We start from the raw sequence: 23,329 nt of genomic DNA, 5'->3' as shown, positions 1-23,329 counted from the left end.
AATATATTTTTTGTTCAAACTTTATTATAACTTATAGTATTTTTTTTACAAGCGACTTTAAATATTATTTCACAAGCATGAAAAGAGGCTTTTTTTAGTGTCTTCATATTAATAATTTGGGTTGAAAGAATGGTATCTGACAATTAGACACTAACTATTGTATCAAGTGGACCAATCTTTTGTTTCTTCAGTAATCAGTGAAAGGGTGCTTCGTTGTTTATGTTAAACTAAATAATTGACGGCCAAGGTGATTGCAACCTTTTCTCTCTTTTCATCATTAATAGAATTATAGTGTAGCATAAGTTCTATAAAAAAAAGCAACTTTCCTAGCTAGAAAAGTTGCTTTTTTTGACTCTTAAACAGCCCACTTTCGTTCTAAACGCTTTGCTACTACTGATAAGGAATAACAAATAATAAAGTATAAAAATGTCATTGCGACAAACATTGGTAAGACAGCTGAAGGATCTTGTGCGTAGATAATTTTCGCATGATGCGTTAACTCTGGCAATGAAATAATAACAGCCAGTGACGTATCACGAATCAAAGAGATAAATTGGCTGACAATTGGTGGCAACATCAATTTAATACTTTGCGGGAAAACGATGTAATACAGCGTTGAAAAATACGTCATCCCCGTCGAACGACCAGCTTCCATTTGCCCTTGTGGAACCGCTAAGAGACCTGCACGAATAATTTCGGCCAACATGGCGGATTCGAAAATCGTCATGGCTGCTACAGCGGACCAAAAAATTGAGAGTTGAATCCCAATTTGCGGTAAGGCGAAATAGGTAAAGAAGATAATGAGTAATAACGGTAAATTACGAATAATATCAACCACCGCTCCAACGATGAGCGAGAGGTACGGTACTTTCATAAATCGAATAACACCCAGTATTCCTCCAATGATAAAACTTAGGATAATTGAAACAACGGCAACTTGCAAAGTAACGAGTAAGCCGTCTAATAAAAAGCGGATATTAATCCACGAAAATGCTGATAAAAAGTCCATCTTACTCCTCCTTAATTGCTAAGTGCTAATTTCGTTTCAATATATTTCATTAAGTACGAAATCGGTAAGGTAATACACAGGTAAATTAAACCGATTAACGTATAGGTTTCAATCGTTTGAAAGGTGGTGCTTGCAATTAAATCACCTTGATACATCAAGTCAACACCCGTCACGATCGCTAAAACGGATGAGTTCTTCACTAAGTTGATAAATTGATTCCCTAAAGGTGGTAAGACAATCTTAAATGCTTGTGGCAACACGATATACCACATCGTTTGTAGATAGCCTAATCCTGTAGAGCGCCCCGCTTCCATTTGGCCTTTGGGAATTCCCATAATTCCAGCACGAACGGTATCTGCCACGAAAGCAGACGTGTATAACGTCAATCCTAATGTCCCAGCGCTAAACCCATCAAATTTAAAACCATAAATGGGTGCCACGACAAAGAAAAACATTACAATAATTAGTAAAGGCACGTTTCTAAAAAATTCAACATAGATTGTCGCAAGTCTGTTAGTGATTTTTATCGGTGATACTTGAAAAATAGCCATGAGCGTTCCTATGAATAGACTCCCAATTAAAGCAATGAGACTGACTAATAAGGTGGTTCTCAAGCCAATTAAAATTAAATCAATGTTATCTGTTAATAATTGCCACATACTTATCTGCCCTCCTTATTCATTGACATTCGGAAACCATTTATCATAAATAGCTTGATACGTTCCATTTTCTTTAATTGTTGTAAGGGCCTCATTTACAGCGGCCAAAAAAGGTTCCTGCCCTTTATTAATGGCAATTCCATACGGCTCATCCGTAAAAATCTCACCTGCTAATTGATAATTTGGATTTTCTTCTACCATTCCAAGTAAAATTGCACTATCAGTAGTCATAGCGTCGCCTTGCCCTGATTGCAGCGCGGTGAAGGCTTCTGCATAGTTTTCCAGTTCAAGAATTTTAGCTTCTGGTGCAAATTTTCGAATGTTAATCGCCGAAGTTGATCCTTTTACCGCTAGAACGGTTGTTGTTTCATCTAAATCCTCAACACCTTTAATAGGACTCCCTTTTTTAACTAATAACGATTGTCCGGCGTCAAAATACACATCCGAGAAATCGACTTGCTTCAGACGTTCTTCACTAATCGTCATCGTCGCAATAATCGCATCAATGTTTCCGTTTTTAATTAAAGGAATACGAGTCTTGGACGTCACTTCCACAAACAGCGCTTCTCCTTCTGGCCCTAAAATTTCTTCTGTAATCGCTAAAGCAATATCGATATCAAAACCTTCAACTTTCCGTGTTTCGATGTTCGTTAAGCCGAATAAACGAGTATCATTTTTGACGCCCCAGAAAATTTTAGGTGTTTCTTCGATTCTCGTTAAAATATCAACTTTTGCTAAACTACTTTGGCCACAACCGAATAAGGTAATCAAAAGGATCGAAAATAGGAATAGTAAAGACATTTTTTTATTTTTTTTCAAATGAAATTCCCCCTCTTATTGTGTAATAATCTTGCTTAAGAACTGCTGCGCACGTATTTCTTGAGGGTTTTCATAGAACATTTCTGTTTCAGCATCTTCTAAAATTTCACCTTCAGCCATGAATATAACACGATTGGCTACTTCCCGTGCAAAGCCCATCTCATGTGTCACAACAACCATTGTCATGCCTTCTTCTTTCGCTAAATTCTTCATAACTTCAAGCACTTCACCGACCATTTCTGGATCAAGTGCGGAAGTTGGTTCGTCAAAAAGCATCACGTCTGGTTCCATTGCTAAGCTACGTGCAATCGCAATCCGTTGTTGTTGTCCGCCAGATAATTGAGAAGGATAGGCATCTTTTTTATCTAACATCCCCACTTTTTCAAGTAATTCTTCCGCTTTTGCTTCCGCTTCGGCTTTACTCTTTTTCAATACCTTCATTGGAGCAAGAGTAATATTATCCAAAACTGTCCGATGTGGATATAAATTAAAGTGTTGGAAAACCATTCCTAAGTTTTTACGAACGTGATTTAAATTCGTATCTTTGCTTGCTAAATCAATGTTATTAATGAGTAAATGGCCCGTTGTAATTTCTTCTAGTGCATTAATACACCGTAGCATCGTACTCTTACCAGATCCAGAAGGACCGATGACGACAACAACTTCACCTTTCGTGATTTTCAAATTAATATTCTTTAATGCATGAAAATCGCCATAGTACTTTTCTACATTTTTAAACTCAATCATACTGTTACCTCCTTGAAATTCGCAATAAAAAAAAAGACTTTCCGCCTTTTTAAAATTCTATAATAATAGAATTATAGACTATTTTAATATGTTTTGTAAAGTTTATTAGATTTTAATGATTCTTTTCAGAAAACAAGACCTTCCAAAGTGCTTGTCAATATCGTTTTTTTTAGATAATCCTACAAAGAAAACGGAGACATCCTCAGATTTACTTCATCTTTCTAACTAAAAAATCATTTTCGGGAAATATAAAAAGAAGAACCGAGGCTCTTCTTTTTACAGTGCTTAATATTCAAGCGAAATCGCTAATCCGATTGCTTTCTCACCTAAATGAGTACCAATAACTGGACCGAAATGACCAATTTCGACAGTCGCATTGGGATATTTTTCTTGTAATTTTTGTTTTTCTTCTTGGGCCACTGCCAAACTGTTTGCATGAATCACATAAAGTTTCACGGGTTGATTTATTTCTCTCATGCGTTGCCCAATCACGTCTTCTGCGCGGGCAAAAGCTTTTTTACTCGAACGGATTTTTTCGAATAGCATAATTTTCCCATCGTCAAAAGTGAGAACGGGTTTAATTTTTAGTAAACCCGCCACAAGTGCCGCCCCATTTGTTAATCGGCCACCCCTAACGAGATTATTAAGATCTTCTACGATCATGTATGCATTCGTATTCTCACGGATTTGATCGAGTTGATCGAGCATTTCTTCCAGTGTACATCCTTTTGCATTCATTTTTAAAATTGTTTCGACCATATTCCCCATCGGCATACTGGTAATCTTTGAGTCATAAGGAATAATGTTGACACCTGATACACTATCTTTGATGCTATTTAAATTCGCAACAAAACCAGAAATACCACTCGATAAATGAATACTGATGATGGTATCGTATCCTTTTTTACCAATTTCTTCGTATAACATTAGGGCTTCCCCTAATGCTGGCTGTGAAGTGGTAGGAAATTCTTGACTATTTTTTAATAAATCATAGTATTGATCGGCTTCAATATCAATGCCCTCATTATAAAGTTTCCCATCTAAAATAACGGGGATGGGAATTACAAATAAATTGGGATTCTTTAAAGCATCTTCTGATAAGAAGGCCGTACTATCAGTAACTACTGCTAATTTCATTTTCAATCCTCGTTTCAGAAAAATTCAAACGTCCTTTACAATATAGCATAAGTTGTCTCATTTTAGTAACCTTTTTATCATTAATTGCCTAAGAATTTCATGATAGCTTGCCGATTCATCTCAGAATCAACGAATAACACGCTTCCAGCTTCATACGTTTCCCCGTATTCCCAAGATTGATCGACCGGAACAGTCAAACGCTCCACATCTGAGGCACCTTTTAGAATCGTAAAACTGTTTTTCAAAAGGAAAGTAGCCGGGAGATTCGTTGTGGTAAATCCAAGTGTTTTTCCTGTCGCATAGGGTAAACGAAACCAGTTCATTGGATTTTTTAGTTGCGAAAAAATCGCCGTCATGACTTGTTGTTGGCGTCTAACACGTCCAAAATCACCTTCTTCATCCATCCGAAAACGAGCATACTGTAACAACGTATGGCCATCCATCTTTTGTCTTCCTTGGCTAATCGGTACATCTAAATAAGTACTCATATCTTTTTCAGCATCAATTTCTACGCCACCTGGGAAAAGAGCATCGATGACTTTGGCAAACGATTGGAAATCGACGACTGCATAATATTTCGTTTCAAGGCCGAAATTTTCAGCTAATGTTTGGCGTAATAAATCGGCACCTCCAAAAGCATAAGCTGCATTAATCTTATTGTCGCCGTATCCTGGAATGGTAACATACGTATCGCGCATGAAAGAAATTAGTTTTGGTTTTTTCGAAGAGCCATCGACTTGCAAGACCATGATGGTATCTGAACGAGACGTTTCTCCTTCACGACTATCATTTCCGATTAATAGAATATTCTTTGTTCCATTTTCCGCGACAAAACCATTGAAATTTTCGCTTGATGTCGTTGTACCAGCAGCCTTAGCGGCAGTCTGACCCAAAATAAAACTGACAACTGAAAATCCTAAAACTAAGAATAAGAGCAAAAAAAGGAGGCGTAAAAAGCGGTTTTTCTTTCTCTTTTTTCGTTTCATTTTCTTAGGTTTTTTGACATTTTTGAATGCTGCTTCTTCAGCGCCATCGCCCCACTTCATGGAAGAGGGTTCTTCGTATTCATGGGACATCATGGGGTCAACAGATACAGGATTTTCCGCTACCAAGACCTCTTCTGTAAAGTGGTCATCGGCTGTTTCTTCTGTTTTATGAATTGTTCTTCGCGCAAAAGGACTTTTTTTCGTTTGATTACTCTCTTCATGAATATATTTATAACGTTCCATTCTGCTCATTAGGCATTCCTCGCACTTCTAAAAGTTTTCGTTGTTCCTAGCATACAGCACTATTATCGGAAAAGGAATGTTTCAGTTAAAAATATTAATGATTTGTTAAAAAAATAACGATCAGATTAAGGTGACCATTATAACTCTTCTTCAAGAACGGTTTTTAAAGGATAAAGGCCTAAATAATTCACACTACCGCCGATCGTTTCGACCGCTTCGATTGCTTCTAAAATTAAGGCCTCATTATCGTCATACAATAGGTCTAATACAAAAAAATATTCCCCTAAACTTGTTTTAAGGGGGCGAGACTCAATTTTTGATAAGTCGATGGCTCGTTTTGCAAAACATTCAAGAATTTTATGTAAAGAGCCGGCTTGGTTATTGGCTAACGTAATGAACAATGTAGCTTTCTTCAAATGCCCTAATGCCAATGGTAACAATTGATTTTTCCGGCTAATAATCCAAAAACGTGTTTGATTAAATAAATTATCTTGAATATCCGCAGACAAAATGTTCAATCCATATTCAGTCGCTGCTTTTTTAGAAGCAATCGCAGCTAGGCCTAAATCTGGATGCTGTGCTATAAATTCAGCAGCATACGTCGTGGAAGAAACGGCTTCGATTGGCACAGTTGGATAGTGCTCGTATAAAAACTGCTGCGATTGTGCCAGTGCTTGTGGATGCGATAAAATCTTCTCAATTTGGGTCGTTTGGTTCGCAACGAGTAACTGTTGCTTAATCGGCAAGACGATTTCACCTAAGACAACCAAATCCCCTAAATGAAATAAACGATCAATACTGTCATTGACCGATCCTTCTAGCGAGTTTTCAATCGGAATGACCCCATAAGTGATTTCCTCTTGATAGACACTATGAATACACGCAGCAATTGTTTGATACGACGTTAATTGATTTTCGGGAAAACAACTTTTAGCTGCCTGATGGGTAAACGAGTTTTTAGGACCTAAATAACCAACTTTCACTTAAACACCTACTTTTAAGATAATTTCATTTGTGAGCTCTTCAATACTTTTTCCACGATTCGTAACAATCAATGTGCTGGCTTTTTGATATAGCGGCAAGCGATCAGTGTAGATTTGTTGAAAGGCTTCGGGCGTATGCGTTAAAAATAGCGGTCGGATATTGTTCGCATCGCTTTTGATTCTCTCAACGAGCGTATCAATATCAACGTCTAAAAAAACAACATTCGCAAACGTTGCTAACAACGCTTGCGATTCTTGACTGAGAACAATCCCTCCACCTGTTGAAATCACGGCCGATTGGTCTTTGATTGTACTTAAAACTTCCTTTTCTTGCTGACGAAAAAAGGATTCGCCTTTTTCGTCAAAAATCTGTGGGATGCTTAAATTGACTGTTTTTTCAATCAATTGATCGGTATCAAGAAAAGGGATTTGTAGTTTTTGTGCTAAGGACTTGCCAATCGCTGTTTTGCCTGCACCCATAAATCCGATTAAGACAATTTGTGTCATAATACATCTCCCTTGCTCTTTTTTCTTAAACGCGAACATTCGTTCTGTTTATTATGAATGATTCCTTAGTTTGACAACATCTTCAAAAAATGTTGGATACGAAATCGCGATCGCTTCAGGATTTTCTAACACAACTTCTTCATCCGTCAAAAGAGCCGCTATTTGTAACATCATCCCCATCCGATGGTCACCATAACTTGTTACCGAACCACCATGTAACGGGGTCGGACCGTGAATAATCAAGCCGTCTTTAGTCGCCTCGATGTTTGCGCCTAATTTTTGCAATTCGCGACAAGTCGCATCAATACGATTTGTTTCTTTTACTTTTAATTCTTCTGCATCTTTAATAATGGTCGTGCCATGGGCTTGCGTTGCTAAGAGTGCAATCACCGGGATTTCATCAATGAGCGTTGGAATAATCGCCCCTTCAATCGTTATCCCATGCAGTTCAGACGTTTGAACAAGCAGATCAGCCGCGTCGTTAATCGGATCGATATTTTGCATGGTCACTTTTGCGCCCATTTCTTCTAAAACCGTTAGAATTCCTGTTCTTGTCGGATTGATTCCCACATTCGTTAACAAAATTTCACTGTTTGGAACAGTCGCACCTGCTACTAAGAAAAAGGCTGCCGAAGAAATATCGCCTGGAACAGTCACGTCTTGCCCGATTAGTTCTTGTGGTCCCGTTACTTGAATCGTTTTATCATTTACGTTGATTTCGCCACCAAATTGACGAATCATTTCTTCTGTATGATTGCGAGAAGGTTCTTTTTCAATGACGGTTGTCATCCCCTCTGTTTGCAGTGCAGCAAATAAAATTGCGGATTTGACTTGAGCACTCGCCACAGGCATTTCATACGTGATTGGTTTTAGTGTTGCAGAACCTTGTACTGTAATGGGAGGGAATTGCGTTTGATTGTCGCCAAAAATAGTAGCACCCATCTCTCTTAATGGTAACATCACGCGATTCATGGGACGTGCGTTTAACGAGTCATCGCCCGTTAAAATCGTTTCAAAAGGACATGTATTTAGCATACCCATCATTAAACGAATGGTCGTACCTGAGTTGCCGACATCTAAGGGCTTGCGTGGTGCTTTAAGTGCTTCAAGGCCTTTTCCGTGAACAGTAATAACTTCCCCGTCATCCTCAATGTCAACACCCAATGCTTGAAAGGCATGTAGCGTACTGAAACAATCTTCCCCACGAAGGAAGTTTTTAATCGTTGTTTTCCCTTTGGCGATTGAGCCAAACATGATACTTCGATGTGAAATCGATTTATCAGCTGGAATTTGGATGGTACCGTTTAGTGCACTTGCTGTGAATAATTTCATGAATAGCCTCCTATTTGATCCAACAATGATAGGGTGTGTTTTCTTTGATAAGTTGTTGCCCAATCTGTTGATCCGCTTCATTTTTAAAACTTAATTGTAAAACGCCAAAAATTTCTTCGCGTGTTTCTAAAATGCGTAGATTGATAAGCGATAATGCCGCCATCCCCAGTAATGACGTAATTTCACCAATAATTCCTGGAGAATCAGGGATATCGATAAAGACATCATAAAAAGCAGGAATGGTTCCTTTTTGATGGATTGGCAATTGTTCTCTTGTCTCGCGTGCTCGTTCAAAGAAGTCAAAAATAGCTTCACCTTGCGCTTCTTCCAACCACTGATAGATATCATCCATTTCGGTCTGCCATTGCCGGATTAACGACATCAAGATAGGGCGGTTACTTAATAAAATATCCGTCCACATTTTAGGATCTGATGACGCAATGCGCGTAATATCGCGAAATCCACCGGCTGCCAACTGTTTTGATCGTGGATGGCTTTCGTTTAGCTGTTGGGCTTGATTCACCAGTAATGCGGCAACAACGTGCGGAAAATGGCTTAAGCTACCCGTAATTTGATCATGCTCTTGAGCTGTCATCGTTAAAAATTTGGCACGTGTCCCAACGAGTAACACTTCCAGTTCACTGACGCGTTCTTGAAGCCGTGGGTTATCGCCAGGAGTCAAGATGTAGTAAGCTTTTTCAAATAAATTACGGTCTCTTGCTTGAATGCCTGATTTATGTGAACCGGCCATCGGATGACCACCAATAAAATCATACGGTTGATCTTTGGCAAACGTCATAATTTCCATCTTAGTGCTACCAACATCGGTGACTAGCACATTTTGCTGCAAGGAAAGTTGACTCAACTGTTCTAAATAAAGCAAAGAGGTTTTGACAGGAACAGCTAACAAAATAATCTCCGCACAGGCGGCATTGTCTTCAAATGTTGGTAAGATGATATCAACCACCTGATTGTCTAAAGCCGTTTGTTTGGTTTGTTCGTGCAAATCCCACCCGTAGAGAATCGTTTGAGGATGGGAAGCTTTGATACAGCTTGCCAGCGAGGAGCCAATAAGCCCTAAACCGACAATTAATACTGATTGTGTCATTTGGTCCTCCTCTTTCTTCACTTGTTTCGTCCTATTAGTAGTTTTTTAAGTAATCGCGGTATTGTGTCATGCTTTGTTTTAATTCAACAAAGTGATCACTAGAGAATTTTTCGAGAATTTCATTTGCAATCACGGTTGCGACAACACTTTCTGCCACCACACATGCTGCAGGAACAGCCGTACTATCAGAACGTTCGATACTTGCTTTGTAGACTTCTTTTGTACTAATATCCACACTTTGTAATGGTTTATAAAGCGTTGGGATTGGTTTCATTACACCACGGACAACTAACACTTCGCCATTGGTCATGCCGCCTTCAAACCCACCTAAATTATTGCTTCGACGGGTGTACCCAGTGGTCTCGTCCCATAAAATTTCATCCATAATTTGTGAGCCTGGTAAAACACCGGCTTCAAAACCAACACCAAATTCAACGCCTTTAAACGCATTGATGCTGACCATCGCTTGGGCTAATTTCCCATCTAATTTCTTATCCCATTGAACATAGCTGCCTAAGCCCGCTGGAACACCACCAACTAGCACTTCTACCACACCACCGATTGTGTCACCTTTGCGTTTTGTTTGGTCAATCAATGCCTTGATTTCTTCTTCCACCGTTGGATCTAAGACACGCACGGGTGAGGCTTCTGCTTGTTCATGAATTTCTCTGACCGTCAAGCCGTCTGGAACCGTCGCTTTAATCCCACCAAGCATCGTCACATGACCGGCGACATCAATGTCTAATTCAGATAAGAGTTTTTTTGCGACCGCACCGACCGCTACACGCATGGTCGTTTCGCGAGCCGAAGAACGCTCTAAGACATTCCGCAAATCACGATGATTGTATTTCATCCCACCAACTAAATCGGCATGTCCTGGACGAGGACGGACTACTTGGCGCAGTGCGCGATCTTTTTCTTCAACGTCTTCAATACTCATAACCTTTGTCCAGTTTTTCCAGTCTTTATTTTCAACAACCAACGTAATCGGTGAGCCTAGTGTTTTTCCATGACGAATACCAGAAGTAATTCTAACTTGGTCTTTTTCAATTAACATCCGTCCACCGCGGCCATAACCGGTTTGACGACGAGCCAACTCTTGATTAATATCTTCCGCTGTCAGTGGTAAACCAGCGGGTACTCCTTCAATAATTGTCGTTAGTTCTGGTCCGTGTGATTCTCCTGCTGTAATATAACGCATTTTATTTCCCCCTTTTAAATTAACCGATATAATGGCGCATTTCTTCGATTGGAATCGCCACAATTTTGGCTTGTCCAATTTCTTCTAACAAAATAATCTTGATTTGATTACCTCGCGCTTTTTTATCATGCGTGATGGCTTGATAAATGCGAGTGGCATCCAGCGTTTCATAGTCAATCGGTAAATGGAACTTTTCTAACATGTCACTTATTTCTTTCGTCACGCCTTTTGGAGTTAAACCAGTTTCTTCCGCGTGACGCGTCATCATGACCATGCCGAGTGCCACCGCTTCGCCATGACTAACCACGCCGTAACCAGCGGTATTTTCAATTCCGTGTCCGATTGTGTGACCAAAATTCAGTAAGAGACGACTCCCGTTATCAAACTCATCTTCTTCGACGACCACTTTTTTGACATGAAGCGCTAAAGGAATAATCTCTTCGGCTTTGTCGCGTAGGTCAAACTCATCTGTGAGATTGGCTAATTTCGCCCATAATTCTTTGTCGGCAATCGCACCCGCTTTAATAATTTCGGCGATGCCTTCTCGTAGTCGGCGATTATCTAACGTATGTAACACCTCAGGATCAATTAACACGCCATCTGGTTGCGAGAATGTTCCAACCAAGTTCTTAGCGCTTTTAGTATTAACGGCCGTTTTACCACCAATACTTGAATCGACTTGTGCGAGTAAGGTCGTTGGAATTTGTAAAAAATGTAAGCCACGCATATAAGTGGAAGCCACGAAACCAACTAAATCTCCAATGACACCACCGCCAAGTGCCAAGATACCATCGCTTCTGGTAAATCCAGCTTCTGCTAATTGTTCGTATAATTTCCCTGCTTGTTCCAATGATTTACTCGCTTCACCAGCGGGAACCACAAATAAATGAGTGGGGAATCCTGCCGCAATCAGTTGTTGCTGAGCAGTTTCTGCGTAAAGGGGCGCAACATTGCTATCGGTAATGATCGCGATACGTTGCGGTTGCCAAACGGAGGTTACCCAAGAAGCGAGTTCTTTCAATGCGCCTTTTTGAATTAAAATATCATATGAATGATTCGTTAGTTGAATTTGCATCGGGGCGATCGTCCTTTCGTCTTATTTTTGGATAGCTTTAATTTCTTCCATCGCTTTTACTAAAACATTGACTTCTTTCATCATATTCAAGTAGTTCTTCTCGTTTAGAGATTGTGGCCCATCTGACCAAGCATTTGCTGGATCTGGATGAATTTCAACGATCATTCCATCTGCACCTGCTGCCACACCCGCGCGCGCCATTGGTGTAACGAGATCCCATACACCTGTTCCATGACTTGGATCCACGATAATTGGGAAATGACTTAATTTTTTGATAATTGGCACCGCACTTAAATCAAATGTATTACGTGTCGCTGTTTCATATGTCCGAATCCCACGTTCGATGAAAATGACTGGGCTTTTCTCTGCAAAGGCAACGTATTCTGCTGCATTTAACCATTCATCAATCGTGCCTGAAATCCCTCGTTTTAACCCAACCGGTTTGCCGGTTTTTCCAACCGTTGCAAGTAATTTGAAGTTTTGCATGTTTCGTGCGCCAATTTGAATAATATCGGAGTACTCAGCGACAACATCCACATGCGCTTCGTCCATTAATTCTGTGATGACTTTTAAGCCAAATTCATCCGCAGCTTGGCGCATGATTTTTAAGCCTTCTTCTTCTAGTCCTTGGAAAGCGTAGGGTGACGTTCTTGGCTTGAACGCGCCACCTCGTAAAATCTTCGCCCCACCAGCTTTTGCCATGCGAGCCGATTCGCGAATTTGGTCTAGTCCTTCAACGGAACAAGGACCCGCCATTGTCACAAAACTACCATCCCCAATTTTGACACCATCCACATCAACGATGGTATCATCGGGATGAAATTCACGTGACGTTAACTTGTATGTGTTACTAATTCTAACGGTTTTATCGACACCTTCGTAACTACGAAAAGCAATGTCTTGAATCGAGCGGGTATCGCCCAATAGTCCAATCACGACTTGTTCGCTTCCGGTATTCAATTGAAAATCTAAGCCACTTTCTTTAATTCTTTTGACAACTGTTTCAATTTGTTGGTTTGTTGCACCTGGTTTCATAATCACGATCATATTCTTTTTCCTACTTTCTGAGTTTTAATTAAGTTATTTTTGAATGTCATTCATAATTTGAGCGGGCATTTCTTGCTTTGTCCAAAGTTCAAACGCAGCAGCTCCTTGATGAAAGAGCATCCCTAAGCCATTGGCCGTTACAGCACCCGTCTCCTTGGCTTTTTTTAAGAGTGGTGTTTGCGCAGGGTGATAAATGATATCATATACCGCTAATTCTTTTCTGAGCCATTGTGGGTCGATGAACGGAATCTCATGCTCTAAATCACCCATCCCAACATTTGTGGCATTAACTAATAGACAACTTGATTGACAGGCGTCTTTGATGAGTCGCTGTTGACTTGCTTCAATCATCACGATTTCGCACGGGAGGTTCTGACGCATATTTTGAGCTTTAGCAGTCATTTTCTCAAAATTATTCCCTAGGCGACTGATGACGTTGATTTTTTTTACTCCGTCTAACGCTGCTTGACAAATAATTGCGGTCGAAGCCCCGCCAGCACCTAGAACCGTGATCTCTTTTCCTAGCACATCGACCTTGATTTCTGAGAGACTCCTCATAAACCCAATACCATCTGTGTTGTGACCAATTAAGCGACCTTCGTCATTGACAATGGTGTTGACGGCTCCGATTAGTTGCGCCGATTCCGACAACCCATCAAGATAAGAAATGACGTGTTGTTTATGCGGCATTGAGATATTAACCCCCAATAAGTGAAGACTCCGAATCGCTTGGACACTTGTTTCAAGATGCTCGGGTAAAACATCAAAGGCTAGATAGCGAGCATCGATTTGGCACATCGCAAAAGCTAAATTATGCATCTTAGGAGAAATGCTATGCTTTGCTGGATGACCAAAAAAGCCTGCTAACCTTGTGTTTCCGCTGATTTCAAACGATGTTTCCATGACATTCCTCCTTTTTCTTTCAATAAAAAAAGATGTTCCTGTAAATGGTTAGTCTACAGTGAACATCTTATTATTCCTCCAAAAAAGCTAGAAAAATATAAAAAGCCACCGTAGATGTTTCATGATCTACAGGGGCTTGGTTTCCATTACAAATTCCATTAGCCATCTATAGATACAAACGCGTTGTTTGTACCCATAACGTGATGAATACAAACCTATCTAAAATAGCTAAAGTAGTAATTATTCGATTGTATTTGTGTGTTTTTCATCATCGTTATTCGCTCCTAATTGACTAAGATGAACTTAGTATATGATTTTGATGAGAAAATGTCAAGATTATTTTCATTATTTTTTAAAAAATGATTTCATCAAAAAAAGAAAGTAAATCTGGTAAGGTCAGTGCTTCTTTTTCCGCTTGATTTAAATCTTTTACAATTTCCCCTTTTTGCAGCAAAATTAACCGATTCCCATATTTTAATGCATCTTCCATTCGATGGGTGATCATTAAACATGTCAGTTTTTGTTCTAGTATACGCTGATTAGTAATTTCCATTAATTGCTTCGCTGTCTTTGGATCAAGCGCGGCAGTATGTTCATCTAGTAACAGTAGATCTGGCGTTTTCATCGTCGCCATTAATAAACTCAAGGCTTGTCTTTGTCCACCCGATAAATTTCCAGTAGGGGTATCTAAGTGATTTTCTAAGCCATTTCCAACGACACGACACAACTCATAGAAAGCGTCTTTTTGTTGCTTTAATTGGCGTAAGCGAAAACCTCTTTTTTCGCCACGTGATTGCGCGAGTAATAAATTTTCCGCTACCGTCATTCGTGGTGCGGTCCCCATTTTGGGATCTTGAAACACACGAGCGATGTGACGAGCCCGATTTTCCTCGGAAAAGTTCGTGATATCATGCCCATTCATGATTAGTTGTCCACTAGTCAGGGCGACATTTCCTGAAATACTATTAAACAAAGTACTTTTTCCAGCACCATTGCCACCTAGAATTGTGATAAAGTCGCCGGGCTGAACCGTTAAATTGACCTTGTTTAATAACACTTTTTGTTCTTTTGGCCCATTCTGAATGGTTTTTACGGCATTCTTCATTTCTAAAACTGCCATTTGTTTACGCCTCCTTTTCCAGACCGGTTTTTAGTCGTAATGTTGTTTTGATTTGTGGAATTAACAAACAGATCGCTAGAATAATTGCAGAAAACAGTTTTAAGTATGTCGTATCAAAGCCGAGTCGAATGACCAGTAAGATGAGTAATTGGTAAATAATACTTCCGACGACAATAGCAATTAAACGCTCTAAGAACGTCAATTCTCCGTATAGCACTTCGCCTATAATAATCGATGCAAGACCAATCACAATGACTCCTACGCCTTTGTTGACGTCCGCATAGCCATCGCTTTGGGCAATTAATGAACCACTGAGCGCAATGACACCATTTGATAAGACGAGTCCGACAATTTTCATCCGATCCGTTGCAATGCCTAAAGACCGTGCCATCGTTTCATTATCTCCTGTCGCAATATACGCTTGTCCAAATTCTGTATTAAAGAAAAAATAGAGTCCACTAATAATGATGCCTGAAGCGATGAGACCAAGAAAAATTCGATCGAAATTTTGCGAAATCCCGATATCTTGAAAGAAATCAAGTAATTTCGGTTGGTTTAATAAAGATAAATTCGGTCGTTTCATGACATAGAGCATGACGGCATTCAATGAAGACATGACTAAGATCCCCGCCAATATCACAGGAATTTTGCCTTTTGTGTAAAGCAGCCCGGTCACTAGTCCGGCTAGCATCCCCGCAAAAACAGCCAAAATCGTTGCTACGATGGGATGAATACCGGCCACAATTGCCGCAACACAGACCGCACCTCCCAGTGGGAATGACCCTTCTGCTGTCATATCAGGGAAATTTAAAATCCGGTAAGTCATAAAGATTCCTAATCCTAGAATCCCCCATATTAACCCTTGTCCAATTGATGAAAAAATCATTCTTCTTCGCCTCCAATTAACGTTGCTGTTTCTTTTAATGCTGCCGGAATTTCAATTCCGAGTAAAGCTGCTTGTGTTTCATTAATGATTAAATCCCCTTCATCAAAAGTATAGACAGGAGTCGTTGCCGTTTCTTTTTCCCCTTTTAAAATACTTGCTGCCATCAGTCCTGTTTGATACCCAATTTGAAATTGATTGATCCCAACCGTTGCTAATCCACCTTCTTGGACCATTGTATCAACGGAAGGAATAATCGGTGTTTTTGTTTTGTTCGCCTCAGTCACTACCGCAGGCATCGCATTTGCGATTGTATTATCTAATGGAATATAAATAAAATCAACCTGACTGGCCATGACTTGAACGATTTGGCGAATTTCCGTCGCGGAAGGCACGGCAAATGTTTCCACTGAGAGTCCTAATCCTTCGGCCGCTTGCTTGGCTTCTTCCACTTGATAAATCGAATTGTCCTCCCCAGAAGAATACAATATACCGACAGTCTTTGCCTGAGGTAGTAATTTTTTGGCAACCGTTAATTGTTCCAAGACAGGCGCTTTATCGGAAACACCGGTCAAATTCCCATCAGGATTTTCCATATCTGCAATTAATCCTGCACCAACGGGATCCGTTACCGCACCCAAAATGACCGGGATTTCTGTTGTTTCATTGGCTAATGCTTGAACCGCCGGCGTTGCGATGCCAATCAAGACCTGTGATCCTTGATTTATTAATTGTTGACTCATTGTGGTTAACTTACTTTGATCCGCTTGACCATTTTGAAAGAGTAATGTTAAATTCTCCCCTTCGATTAAACCGCGTTCTTGTAATCCTTCTTTCACCCCTCTTGTAATCTCATCTAGAGCAGGATGGCTGACAAATTGTAATAACCCAACCGTATATTGAACTGCTTCATTTGGATTCGTTGCTGGTTTTTGTGCGCGTTGTTCATAGAAAAACCCAATTGTTATACTTAAGAATAATGCTACTACGGTGAAAATCAACCCTTTGTTTTTCATCTTAGTTCCCCTTTTCCGTCTATGATTTAAAAATAAAAAAGCAACAGTCGTATCTTTGTACGGCTGTTGCTAAAACAACAAAAAACCGCATAGTCTTTCGTCTATGCGGGAAAATAATCTTTACGATACCGACATAGATACACTGTTTAGAAAAGTACTCTAAAAAGTTGTATCTATGGAGAATGAGTCCATCAATACAACTTATCTACGCCAATTTTGCCATGATAACGGAATATTTTTGCTAGATATTGCTGGCATGATGTGTCCTCCTTCTGTCCTTTGTTTGTAATTGAAGATAGATTACCGCAGTCAGCGGCTTATGTCAATCTTTTTTATTCTTTATTTTCTTCTTCCGTTGTTTCAAGTACTTTCATATTCCACATCGGCAAGCGATTAAGCTCTGGAATGATGTTTTTTTCAGGTGTGTCAATCGACTGATAGGTAAAGCGATTTTTTTCAATACCACCTTCAAAAAAGATAAATGTGGCCTCCTCAACGTTTAGTTGATATTTTTCGCTCATACGCCCTGCTTGATAGACAAGTGGATAAAAATAAATCGAGCGGTTTAATTCACTGTCTTGTTTTTCGAAAATGCGCAAGATTTCCTGGAAATCTGGATTGGAGGGTTTGACAAATAATACCGAAATAGCATCGGTTTTTTTGATTTTTTCCGATTCTTGATCATAAGGTAGAGGAACAAGTTTGTCAGATAAAATTTGCGGATAAATGAGTGCTTCGATTTGGTTTTGTCTAATAGCGGTGCGACTATACGAAACCAAGAAAAAAAGGATTCCTATCACGACACTGCTAATGATCAGACTAATGGCTTTTTTTTTCGGATTGTCTCGAACAATTTGCTTGAGTGTCTCCAACCAATTATTGAATACCTTCATAAACTAACAACCTCTCACATGATTAATAAACTAATAGTAACAATCCGCTCCCCAATCGTCAAGATGGATGACCGGACTGAACCGTTGCTAGTCATATTCGATAGAATTTGTTATAATTAAGCCGGCTATTCAGAGTGAATTCGCAAAGGAGTGAAAAAATGAAGCAACAAATGATGCATCTAGTACTACCACTTTTTGAAACGATTGTCTTCCTTTTGTATATCTTATGTATTTTAGTCTTAATGTGGGGAATCGTCTTAGCGATTAAAGATTTTTTCCAAACCGAATTGCGGCATCCAACTCGTGTTGATTCCAGCTACAATATTACAGGTATCCGTAGTTTTTTAGGGAGTTATATTTTACTAAGTTTAGAAATTTTAATTGCAGCAGATATTGTAGAATCGATTATTAATCCATCGATCCAAGATTTAATTATTTTAGCGTCGATGGTCGTTATCCGTACCGTGATGGCTTATTTCCTACATAAAGAAATGATGGATGCGAAAAAAGAACAAGAAGAATTAAAAAAATGAAAAATGCGAGGATTCCATGGGAATTAGAAGTAGCGGTTTAGCATTTCTACTTCCCATTTTTTATGAAACCTCGAAAATAAGGAGGGTTATGAATGTCTTTTGATGGTGTATTTACGCACGTAATGATTCAAGAATTACGCGAGAAGTTAACGGGTGGACGAATTAGTAAAATTCACCAACCCTATCCCAATGAACTCGTTTTAGTGATTCGTTCTTTAGGGAAAAACCATAAATTATTGTTATCTGCTCATCCCAGTTATGCACGAATCCACTTAACAAATATGACGTATCAAAATCCTGACACGCCGCCAAACTTTGTGATGATGCTTCGTAAACATTTAGATGGTGCCTTGCTCCAAGAGATTGAACAAGTTGAAAATGATCGAATCATTCACTTTTCTTTTAGTCACCGGAATGAATTAGGTGACTTAGAAGATTTAGTGCTTGTCGTGGAGTTAATGGGTCGCCATAGTACCATTTTATTATTAAATCGTGAGAGCGGAAAAATTCTCGATTCGGTTAAACATATTGGGAGTTCGCAAAACTCCTATCGCTCGATTTTACCAGGCGCCATGTACACCGATCCCCCAAAACCCAATGGCTTAAATCCTTTTCAAATTACGGATAAACAAGCCTTCGAACAACTGTCGTTACTGACAACACTCACTCCAAGTACGATTCAACAATCGTTTCAAGGTTTTGGCCGCGATACCGCGATAGAATTGGCGAGTCGCTTAAATGCGAATCCTAATGAAAAATTACCCGTTTGGCAAGCGTTTTTAAAAGCGTTCGAACAAATTCAACCCACTATGCTTCAAACGGAAAAAAAGGAATATTTTATTCCCTTTCTCTATCCGTCTCTTGTGGACGACACTACAACAGTCTCGCACTTTAACTCATTAAGTGAACTGCTGGATGCTTTTTATCACGAAAAAGCTGAACGTGATCGTGTTAAACAGCAAGGTGGACAACTCATTAAGAAAATTACGAATGAGATTAAACGCAATGAAGGAAAACGGGGCAAACGCGAAGCAACGCTCATCGAAGCGGAAAAAGCAGAGTTGCTCCGGCAAAAAGGAGAACTGCTCACGACTTTTTTACATGAAGTCCCACGTGGAGAAAAGCTCGTCAAATTGCCAAATTACTATGAAGAAGACCGTTTAATGGAAATCCAACTCGATCCGGCATTGACTCCTAATCAAAATGCGCAAAAATATTTCCAACGGTATCAAAAATTACGCAATGCCGTCAAAGTTGTCGGCGAACAATTAAAGGAAACCCAAGCAGAAATCGATTATTTGCATAGTGTCCTTTCACAATTAGAAATTGCTGGGCCTATGGATGTCGAGTTGATTAAAGAAGAGTTAATTATGGAAGGTTACCTCAAACGCTCTTCTGTCAAACAAAAAAGAAGCACGCAAAAAGCCAAACCGGCGCTTTTTTATGCTTCTGACGGTACGGAAATTTTAGTAGGAAGAAATAATTTACAAAATGATCAACTGACTTTGAAAACAGCCAATAAGAATGAATTTTGGTTGCATGCAAAAGATATTCCAGGATCGCACGTCATCATTCGTAGTACCGATCCAAGCGAAGAAACGATGATTGAAGCGGCTGAACTAGCTGCTTATTATTCAAAATACCGTCATTCCGCGCAAGTTCCGGTCGATATCGTTCAAGTTCGACACGTCCGAAAACCGCGTGGTGCAAAACCGGGTTACGTCATTTATGATAATCAAAAAACCTTTTTTATCACGCCTGAAGAGGCGCGAGTGGAACAAATGAAAACTCCTCCACAAAAATAGTCATGATCTCTAATAAAAAAGGGCTCTTCCCCAAATAATGAAAGAAATGATAAAAGAAAATGCTTAAGCGATGAGTCTATCATCAAAAAGATAATCTATCCGAAAAAACGTTGAGGAATAATACGAATTTTAGTCCTCAACACTAAAAGTTATACAGCCTAAAAAAGAAAGAGCTGCGACAGATTAGCTGTCATAGCTCTTTCTTTTTTGTGGATTTCAAACAGATTAATGGTTAATTTAACCAGTTCACCGGATCTTTTTTCCAATTTGCGAGTAAGGCTAAATCTTTTTCTTCGATATAGTTAGCTTCTAGCGCACTTTCCAATAAAGTCGTGTAGTTGGTTAAGGTGATTAAAGGCATTTCTGCAGCTTTAAAGTTTTCTAATCCTTTTGGTAATTCATAGGTAAAGATTGCAGCGACACCCACGACATCTGCTCCTTCACGAGTTGCTGCTTCACAAGCTTCTAGTACACTACCGCCGGTTGAAATTAAATCTTCCACAACCACCATTTTTTGCCCTTCTGTAATACGGCCTTCAATTTGATTGCCTTTTCCATGGTCTTTGGCTTTGCTTCTGATATAAACCATCGGTAAATCTAAAATTTCCGCAATCCACGCAGCGTGCGGAATGCCTGCTGTTGCTGTCCCTGCAATGACTTCTACTTCGGGAAATTCTGCTTTAATTTTTTCTGCTAAACCATTCGCAATCGCACGACGAACGGCTGGATAACTCATTGTCATACGATTATCGCAATAGATAGGGCTTTTTAAGCCACTTGCCCACGTAAAAGGATTTTCGGGATTTAAGAAAACTGCCTCAATTTCTAGTAAATCTTTCGCAATTTTTTTTGCTAATGTCATTTAAACTGCTCCATTCCATTCATTTTTGATTGCCAAATAGGTTTCATATGGCTGAGATGCCTGTGTAATCGGTCGTCCTACCACAATCGCGTTTGAGCCGATTTCTTTAGCTAGTGCGGGTGTGACCACCCGCTTTTGATCGCCGACTTCAGCACCACTTGGACGAATCCCGGGCGTGAGACACATAAAGGTATCGGACGTCGCTTGATGGATGTTCTTTGCCTCAAGTGCAGAACAAACCACTCCAGCTAATCCTGCTTTTTCGGTACACTGAGCGTAATGTAACACCGATTCTTCTAGCGTTACCGCAAGCAATTGATCATGTTGCATTTGTTCTTGGGAAGTTGACGTTAGTTGGGTAACGGCAATTAACTGCGGTGTTTTTTCGCCTTTCGGTGTTCCCTTGACTAATCCCGCTTTGGCAGCTTCCATCATTTCGATACCACCGGCTGCGTGAACGTTGGTAATTGCCACGCCTAATTGGGCGATTCGTTCCATCGCGCGACTCACGGTATTTGGAATATCATGTAATTTTAAGTCTAAGAAAATATCGTGCCCTAATTCTTTAAGCCAGCGAACAATTTCTGGTCCTTCTTGATAAAAGATTTCCATTCCGACTTTCACGAAAAGTTTTTCTTCTTTGGGGAACTTTTCTAAAAAGACTTCAATTTCTTTTCTTGAAGGAAAATCTAAGGCAATTATTGGTCGATCAATCATCCGCGACGAGCCTCCCTCACATCTTTAATCAGTTGTTCTAATGATTCAATCCCTAATTCTTTCATGCGACCAGGTAATTGGTCGATTAACTTCGGACAAATATAGGGATCGGTAAAATTAATCGTGCCAATTCCGACTGCACTTGCGCCGGCCATGTACATCTCAAGGACGTCATCGACAGTCATAATGCCACCCATGCCAATAATTGGTAAGTTTGACACACCGGCTACTTGGTGGATCAAGCGAATTGCCACCGGTTTAATTGCTGGTCCGGATAGCCCGCCCGTTTGATTGGCAAGAATCGGTTTGCGCGTTTTTAAATCAATGCGCATTCCCAGTAACGTATTAATCATGGTAAAGCCATCCGCGCCACCGGCTTCAATCGCTTGCGCAATCGGAATAATATCCGTTACATTCGGTGATAATTTCACGTATACCGGTACTTGCGAGACTTTCTTAACGGCTTCTGTCAATTTCCCGGCTACGAGCGGGTCCGTCCCGAAGGTAATCCCACCATGCTTTACGTTCGGACACGAAATATTTAATTCAATCGCTTTGACGTTTGGCGCCTGACTAATTTCACGGCAGACTGTGACATAATCGTCTTGCGTTGATCCTGCAACATTGGCAATAATTGGCAAGTCAGGATGATTGCGACGAAGATCAGGTAAAATCTCTGTCATTACGACTTCAAGACCAGGATTTTGTAGTCCAATCGCATTTAACATGCCGCTTGGCGTTTCAGCCACTCGTGGCGTTGGATTTCCAAATCGAGCTTCCGGTGTTGTTGCTTTGATCATAACAGAACCTAATTGGCTAATATCATAAAATTTGTTAAATTCTTTCCCAAAACCAAAGCATCCACTTGCTGGAATGATTGGGTTTTTAAGGTCTAAACCTGGTAATGAGACAGCTAAAGGATTAACACTCATTATAAAACCACCTTTCCAGCAGGGAAGACAGGACCTTCATCACAGACCTTGACGCTTTTTAACCCTGTTTCATCGTCTCTTAGTTTATTGACGCAAGCATAGCAAGCGCCCATTCCACAAGCCATTCGTGCTTCTAACGAAAGTTGAACATGTTCTACTTTCCCTAAAAATTCGTTTTCCACTGCACGTAACAACCCATTACTACCGCAAGAAAATACAGCATCTGCCGGCGCAGAAGCATGTTCAAATAAATAACCAACATGCCCATGAACCCCGTAGCTACCGTCATCGGTTGCGATGTGCGTTTCGCCAAGTGCCCGAAACTCTTCTTCATAGTATTTCACTTCGTTTGAAGCATACCCTAAGAAATGAATCGGTTTGATGCCATTTGCTACTAGTTGTTTGGATAGCTCATATAAAGGAGGAATCCCAATTCCTCCACCGATAATATAAGCAACATCGCCTGTATTCAACTGAGAGTAAGAAAATCCCTTACCTAAAGGGCCCATCACATTCAATTTCTCGCCTGCCTGCATCTGTGCAAAAGCGGCCGTGCCATCGCCTTCTACACGATAAATAATCCGACAAGTCCCCTCTGCTTTATTGATATGATTAATACTAATCGGGCGACGCAATAACAAATCCGCTCGTGGAACTAACAGATTTAAAAATTGACCGGGTTCATCCATTTGTTGAACCATTTCACCTTTTAGCGTTAGTTCATAGATTCGTGGTGCAAGCATGCGTTGTGATGTAATTTCCATCATCTCTATTTTGTTCATGAGATAATAATCTCCTTTCAACTGACTCTC

General features: G+C 40.0%; 24 protein-coding genes. 2 read left to right on the top strand and 22 right to left on the bottom strand.

Features of this window, described 5'->3' with window-relative positions:
* Positions 1-355: 355 nt before the first annotated feature.
* The 18 genes from IGI68_RS10225 to IGI68_RS10140 form a co-directional block, all read right to left on the bottom strand.
* Complete coding sequence (locus tag IGI68_RS10225; protein WP_438732628.1) at positions 356-1,009, bottom strand: amino acid ABC transporter permease; 654 nt, start codon at positions 1,007-1,009, stop codon at positions 356-358.
* An 11-nt stretch (positions 1,010-1,020) separates the two neighbouring features.
* Positions 1,021-1,668, bottom strand: coding sequence for an amino acid ABC transporter permease (locus IGI68_RS10220; protein WP_438732626.1), 648 nt, complete (start codon positions 1,666-1,668; stop codon positions 1,021-1,023).
* A 15-nt stretch (positions 1,669-1,683) separates the two neighbouring features.
* On the bottom strand, positions 1,684-2,487 hold the full coding sequence (locus IGI68_RS10215) for a transporter substrate-binding domain-containing protein (protein ID WP_438732624.1): 804 nt from the start codon (positions 2,485-2,487) through the stop codon (positions 1,684-1,686).
* Between the two features lie 15 nt (positions 2,488-2,502).
* Positions 2,503-3,234, bottom strand: coding sequence for an amino acid ABC transporter ATP-binding protein (locus tag IGI68_RS10210; protein ID WP_438732622.1), 732 nt, complete (start codon positions 3,232-3,234; stop codon positions 2,503-2,505).
* 285 nt (positions 3,235-3,519) lie between these two features.
* Entirely contained in the window at positions 3,520-4,371 is an 852-nt protein-coding gene (locus IGI68_RS10205; RefSeq protein ID WP_071873837.1) for a DegV family protein, read from the bottom strand.
* A gap of 80 nt (positions 4,372-4,451) precedes the next feature.
* Positions 4,452-5,609 (bottom strand): LCP family protein, encoded by a 1,158-nt coding sequence (locus IGI68_RS10200; RefSeq protein ID WP_071873836.1) that lies wholly within the window; start codon positions 5,607-5,609, stop codon positions 4,452-4,454.
* A 128-nt stretch (positions 5,610-5,737) separates the two neighbouring features.
* Positions 5,738-6,583: a prephenate dehydratase gene (pheA, locus tag IGI68_RS10195; RefSeq protein WP_438732620.1), complete on the bottom strand. Its 846-nt coding sequence runs from the start codon at positions 6,581-6,583 to the stop codon at positions 5,738-5,740.
* Entirely contained in the window at positions 6,584-7,090 is a 507-nt protein-coding gene (locus IGI68_RS10190) for a shikimate kinase (RefSeq protein ID WP_438732618.1), read from the bottom strand.
* Between the two features lie 51 nt (positions 7,091-7,141).
* Positions 7,142-8,422 (bottom strand): 3-phosphoshikimate 1-carboxyvinyltransferase, encoded by a 1,281-nt coding sequence (gene aroA, locus IGI68_RS10185; protein ID WP_438732616.1) that lies wholly within the window; start codon positions 8,420-8,422, stop codon positions 7,142-7,144.
* Positions 8,423-8,432: 10 nt separating this feature from the next.
* Entirely contained in the window at positions 8,433-9,530 is a 1,098-nt protein-coding gene (locus IGI68_RS10180) for a prephenate dehydrogenase (RefSeq protein ID WP_438732614.1), read from the bottom strand.
* Between the two features lie 34 nt (positions 9,531-9,564).
* A complete protein-coding gene (gene aroC / locus IGI68_RS10175) occupies positions 9,565-10,731 on the bottom strand; it encodes a chorismate synthase (protein WP_071873831.1) in 1,167 nt (388 codons plus the stop codon).
* Between the two features lie 19 nt (positions 10,732-10,750).
* Complete coding sequence (gene aroB, locus IGI68_RS10170) at positions 10,751-11,806, bottom strand: 3-dehydroquinate synthase (RefSeq protein ID WP_438732612.1); 1,056 nt, start codon at positions 11,804-11,806, stop codon at positions 10,751-10,753.
* A 21-nt stretch (positions 11,807-11,827) separates the two neighbouring features.
* Positions 11,828-12,853, bottom strand: coding sequence for a 3-deoxy-7-phosphoheptulonate synthase (gene aroF, locus IGI68_RS10165; protein ID WP_071873829.1), 1,026 nt, complete (start codon positions 12,851-12,853; stop codon positions 11,828-11,830).
* Positions 12,854-12,886: 33 nt separating this feature from the next.
* On the bottom strand, positions 12,887-13,756 hold the full coding sequence (gene aroE, locus IGI68_RS10160; protein ID WP_071873828.1) for a shikimate dehydrogenase: 870 nt from the start codon (positions 13,754-13,756) through the stop codon (positions 12,887-12,889).
* Between the two features lie 352 nt (positions 13,757-14,108).
* Entirely contained in the window at positions 14,109-14,876 is a 768-nt protein-coding gene (locus IGI68_RS10155) for an ABC transporter ATP-binding protein (protein WP_438732609.1), read from the bottom strand.
* Between the two features lie 4 nt (positions 14,877-14,880).
* The gene (locus IGI68_RS10150; RefSeq protein WP_071873826.1) at positions 14,881-15,762 is read right to left on the bottom strand and encodes an ABC transporter permease; all 882 of its coding nucleotides are present in this window, start codon (positions 15,760-15,762) and stop codon (positions 14,881-14,883) included.
* Entirely contained in the window at positions 15,759-16,775 is a 1,017-nt protein-coding gene (gene trpX, locus IGI68_RS10145) for a tryptophan ABC transporter substrate-binding protein (protein ID WP_438732607.1), read from the bottom strand. The genes IGI68_RS10150 and trpX overlap by 4 nt, the downstream gene beginning before the upstream one ends.
* Positions 16,776-17,107: 332 nt before the next feature.
* On the bottom strand, positions 17,108-17,668 hold the full coding sequence (locus IGI68_RS10140) for a hypothetical protein (RefSeq protein ID WP_071873824.1): 561 nt from the start codon (positions 17,666-17,668) through the stop codon (positions 17,108-17,110).
* A gap of 158 nt (positions 17,669-17,826) precedes the next feature.
* Between IGI68_RS10140 and IGI68_RS10135 the strand changes: the two genes are divergently transcribed.
* Entirely contained in the window at positions 17,827-18,201 is a 375-nt protein-coding gene (locus tag IGI68_RS10135) for a DUF1622 domain-containing protein (protein WP_438732604.1), read from the top strand.
* A 92-nt stretch (positions 18,202-18,293) separates the two neighbouring features.
* Complete coding sequence (locus tag IGI68_RS10130) at positions 18,294-20,006, top strand: NFACT RNA binding domain-containing protein (RefSeq protein ID WP_438732602.1); 1,713 nt, start codon at positions 18,294-18,296, stop codon at positions 20,004-20,006.
* A gap of 232 nt (positions 20,007-20,238) precedes the next feature.
* Here IGI68_RS10130 and pyrE read toward each other — a convergent pair whose 3' ends face one another.
* From pyrE to IGI68_RS10110, 4 genes are read right to left on the bottom strand one after another with little or no spacing between them, the layout of a single operon-like run.
* Entirely contained in the window at positions 20,239-20,868 is a 630-nt protein-coding gene (gene pyrE / locus IGI68_RS10125; protein ID WP_071873821.1) for an orotate phosphoribosyltransferase, read from the bottom strand.
* Positions 20,869-21,585, bottom strand: coding sequence for an orotidine-5'-phosphate decarboxylase (gene pyrF / locus IGI68_RS10120; protein ID WP_438732600.1), 717 nt, complete (start codon positions 21,583-21,585; stop codon positions 20,869-20,871).
* A complete protein-coding gene (locus IGI68_RS10115) occupies positions 21,582-22,517 on the bottom strand; it encodes a dihydroorotate dehydrogenase (RefSeq protein WP_438732598.1) in 936 nt (311 codons plus the stop codon). The genes pyrF and IGI68_RS10115 overlap by 4 nt, the downstream gene beginning before the upstream one ends.
* Positions 22,517-23,299, bottom strand: a complete 783-nt coding sequence (locus tag IGI68_RS10110; protein ID WP_438732596.1) for a dihydroorotate dehydrogenase electron transfer subunit — start codon at positions 23,297-23,299, stop codon at positions 22,517-22,519. Before IGI68_RS10110 ends, IGI68_RS10115 begins: the two co-directional genes overlap by 1 nt.
* Positions 23,300-23,329: the final 30 nt, after the last annotated feature.

It is taken from the genome of Enterococcus sp. DIV1314a (assembly GCF_051713805.1).
Classification (GTDB): domain Bacteria; phylum Bacillota; class Bacilli; order Lactobacillales; family Enterococcaceae; genus Enterococcus_I; species Enterococcus_I aquimarinus.
Note: the sequence above shows the minus strand (reverse complement) of the source record. Positions and strands in the feature narration are given on the sequence as shown.

Excerpts from the sequence above, each read along its gene's own strand:
- aroC (WP_071873831.1), bottom strand. The coding sequence starts at position 10,731 with ATGCGTTATATTACAGCAGGAGAATCACACGGACCAGAACTAACGACA.
- IGI68_RS10225 (WP_438732628.1), bottom strand. The coding sequence starts at position 1,009 with ATGGACTTTTTATCAGCATTTTCGTGGATTAATATCCGCTTTTTATTA.
- IGI68_RS10190 (WP_438732618.1), bottom strand. The coding sequence starts at position 7,090 with ATGACACAAATTGTCTTAATCGGATTTATGGGTGCAGGCAAAACAGCG.
- aroA (WP_438732616.1), bottom strand. The coding sequence starts at position 8,422 with ATGAAATTATTCACAGCAAGTGCACTAAACGGTACCATCCAAATTCCA.
- IGI68_RS10180 (WP_438732614.1), bottom strand. The coding sequence starts at position 9,530 with ATGACACAATCAGTATTAATTGTCGGTTTAGGGCTTATTGGCTCCTCG.
- trpX (WP_438732607.1), bottom strand. The coding sequence starts at position 16,775 with ATGAAAAACAAAGGGTTGATTTTCACCGTAGTAGCATTATTCTTAAGT.
- IGI68_RS10200 (WP_071873836.1), bottom strand. The coding sequence starts at position 5,609 with ATGAGCAGAATGGAACGTTATAAATATATTCATGAAGAGAGTAATCAA.
- pyrF (WP_438732600.1), bottom strand. The coding sequence starts at position 21,585 with ATGATTGATCGACCAATAATTGCCTTAGATTTTCCTTCAAGAAAAGAA.
- IGI68_RS10110 (WP_438732596.1), bottom strand. The coding sequence starts at position 23,299 with ATGAACAAAATAGAGATGATGGAAATTACATCACAACGCATGCTTGCA.
- aroB (WP_438732612.1), bottom strand. The coding sequence starts at position 11,806 with ATGCAAATTCAACTAACGAATCATTCATATGATATTTTAATTCAAAAA.
- IGI68_RS10115 (WP_438732598.1), bottom strand. The coding sequence starts at position 22,517 with ATGAGTGTTAATCCTTTAGCTGTCTCATTACCAGGTTTAGACCTTAAA.
- IGI68_RS10130 (WP_438732602.1), top strand. The coding sequence starts at position 18,294 with ATGTCTTTTGATGGTGTATTTACGCACGTAATGATTCAAGAATTACGC.
- aroF (WP_071873829.1), bottom strand. The coding sequence starts at position 12,853 with ATGATCGTGATTATGAAACCAGGTGCAACAAACCAACAAATTGAAACA.
- IGI68_RS10210 (WP_438732622.1), bottom strand. The coding sequence starts at position 3,234 with ATGATTGAGTTTAAAAATGTAGAAAAGTACTATGGCGATTTTCATGCA.
- aroE (WP_071873828.1), bottom strand. The coding sequence starts at position 13,756 with ATGGAAACATCGTTTGAAATCAGCGGAAACACAAGGTTAGCAGGCTTT.
- IGI68_RS10155 (WP_438732609.1), bottom strand. The coding sequence starts at position 14,876 with ATGGCAGTTTTAGAAATGAAGAATGCCGTAAAAACCATTCAGAATGGG.
- IGI68_RS10220 (WP_438732626.1), bottom strand. The coding sequence starts at position 1,668 with ATGTGGCAATTATTAACAGATAACATTGATTTAATTTTAATTGGCTTG.
- IGI68_RS10140 (WP_071873824.1), bottom strand. The coding sequence starts at position 17,668 with ATGAAGGTATTCAATAATTGGTTGGAGACACTCAAGCAAATTGTTCGA.
- IGI68_RS10150 (WP_071873826.1), bottom strand. The coding sequence starts at position 15,762 with ATGATTTTTTCATCAATTGGACAAGGGTTAATATGGGGGATTCTAGGA.
- IGI68_RS10205 (WP_071873837.1), bottom strand. The coding sequence starts at position 4,371 with ATGAAATTAGCAGTAGTTACTGATAGTACGGCCTTCTTATCAGAAGAT.
- pyrE (WP_071873821.1), bottom strand. The coding sequence starts at position 20,868 with ATGACATTAGCAAAAAAAATTGCGAAAGATTTACTAGAAATTGAGGCA.
- IGI68_RS10135 (WP_438732604.1), top strand. The coding sequence starts at position 17,827 with ATGAAGCAACAAATGATGCATCTAGTACTACCACTTTTTGAAACGATT.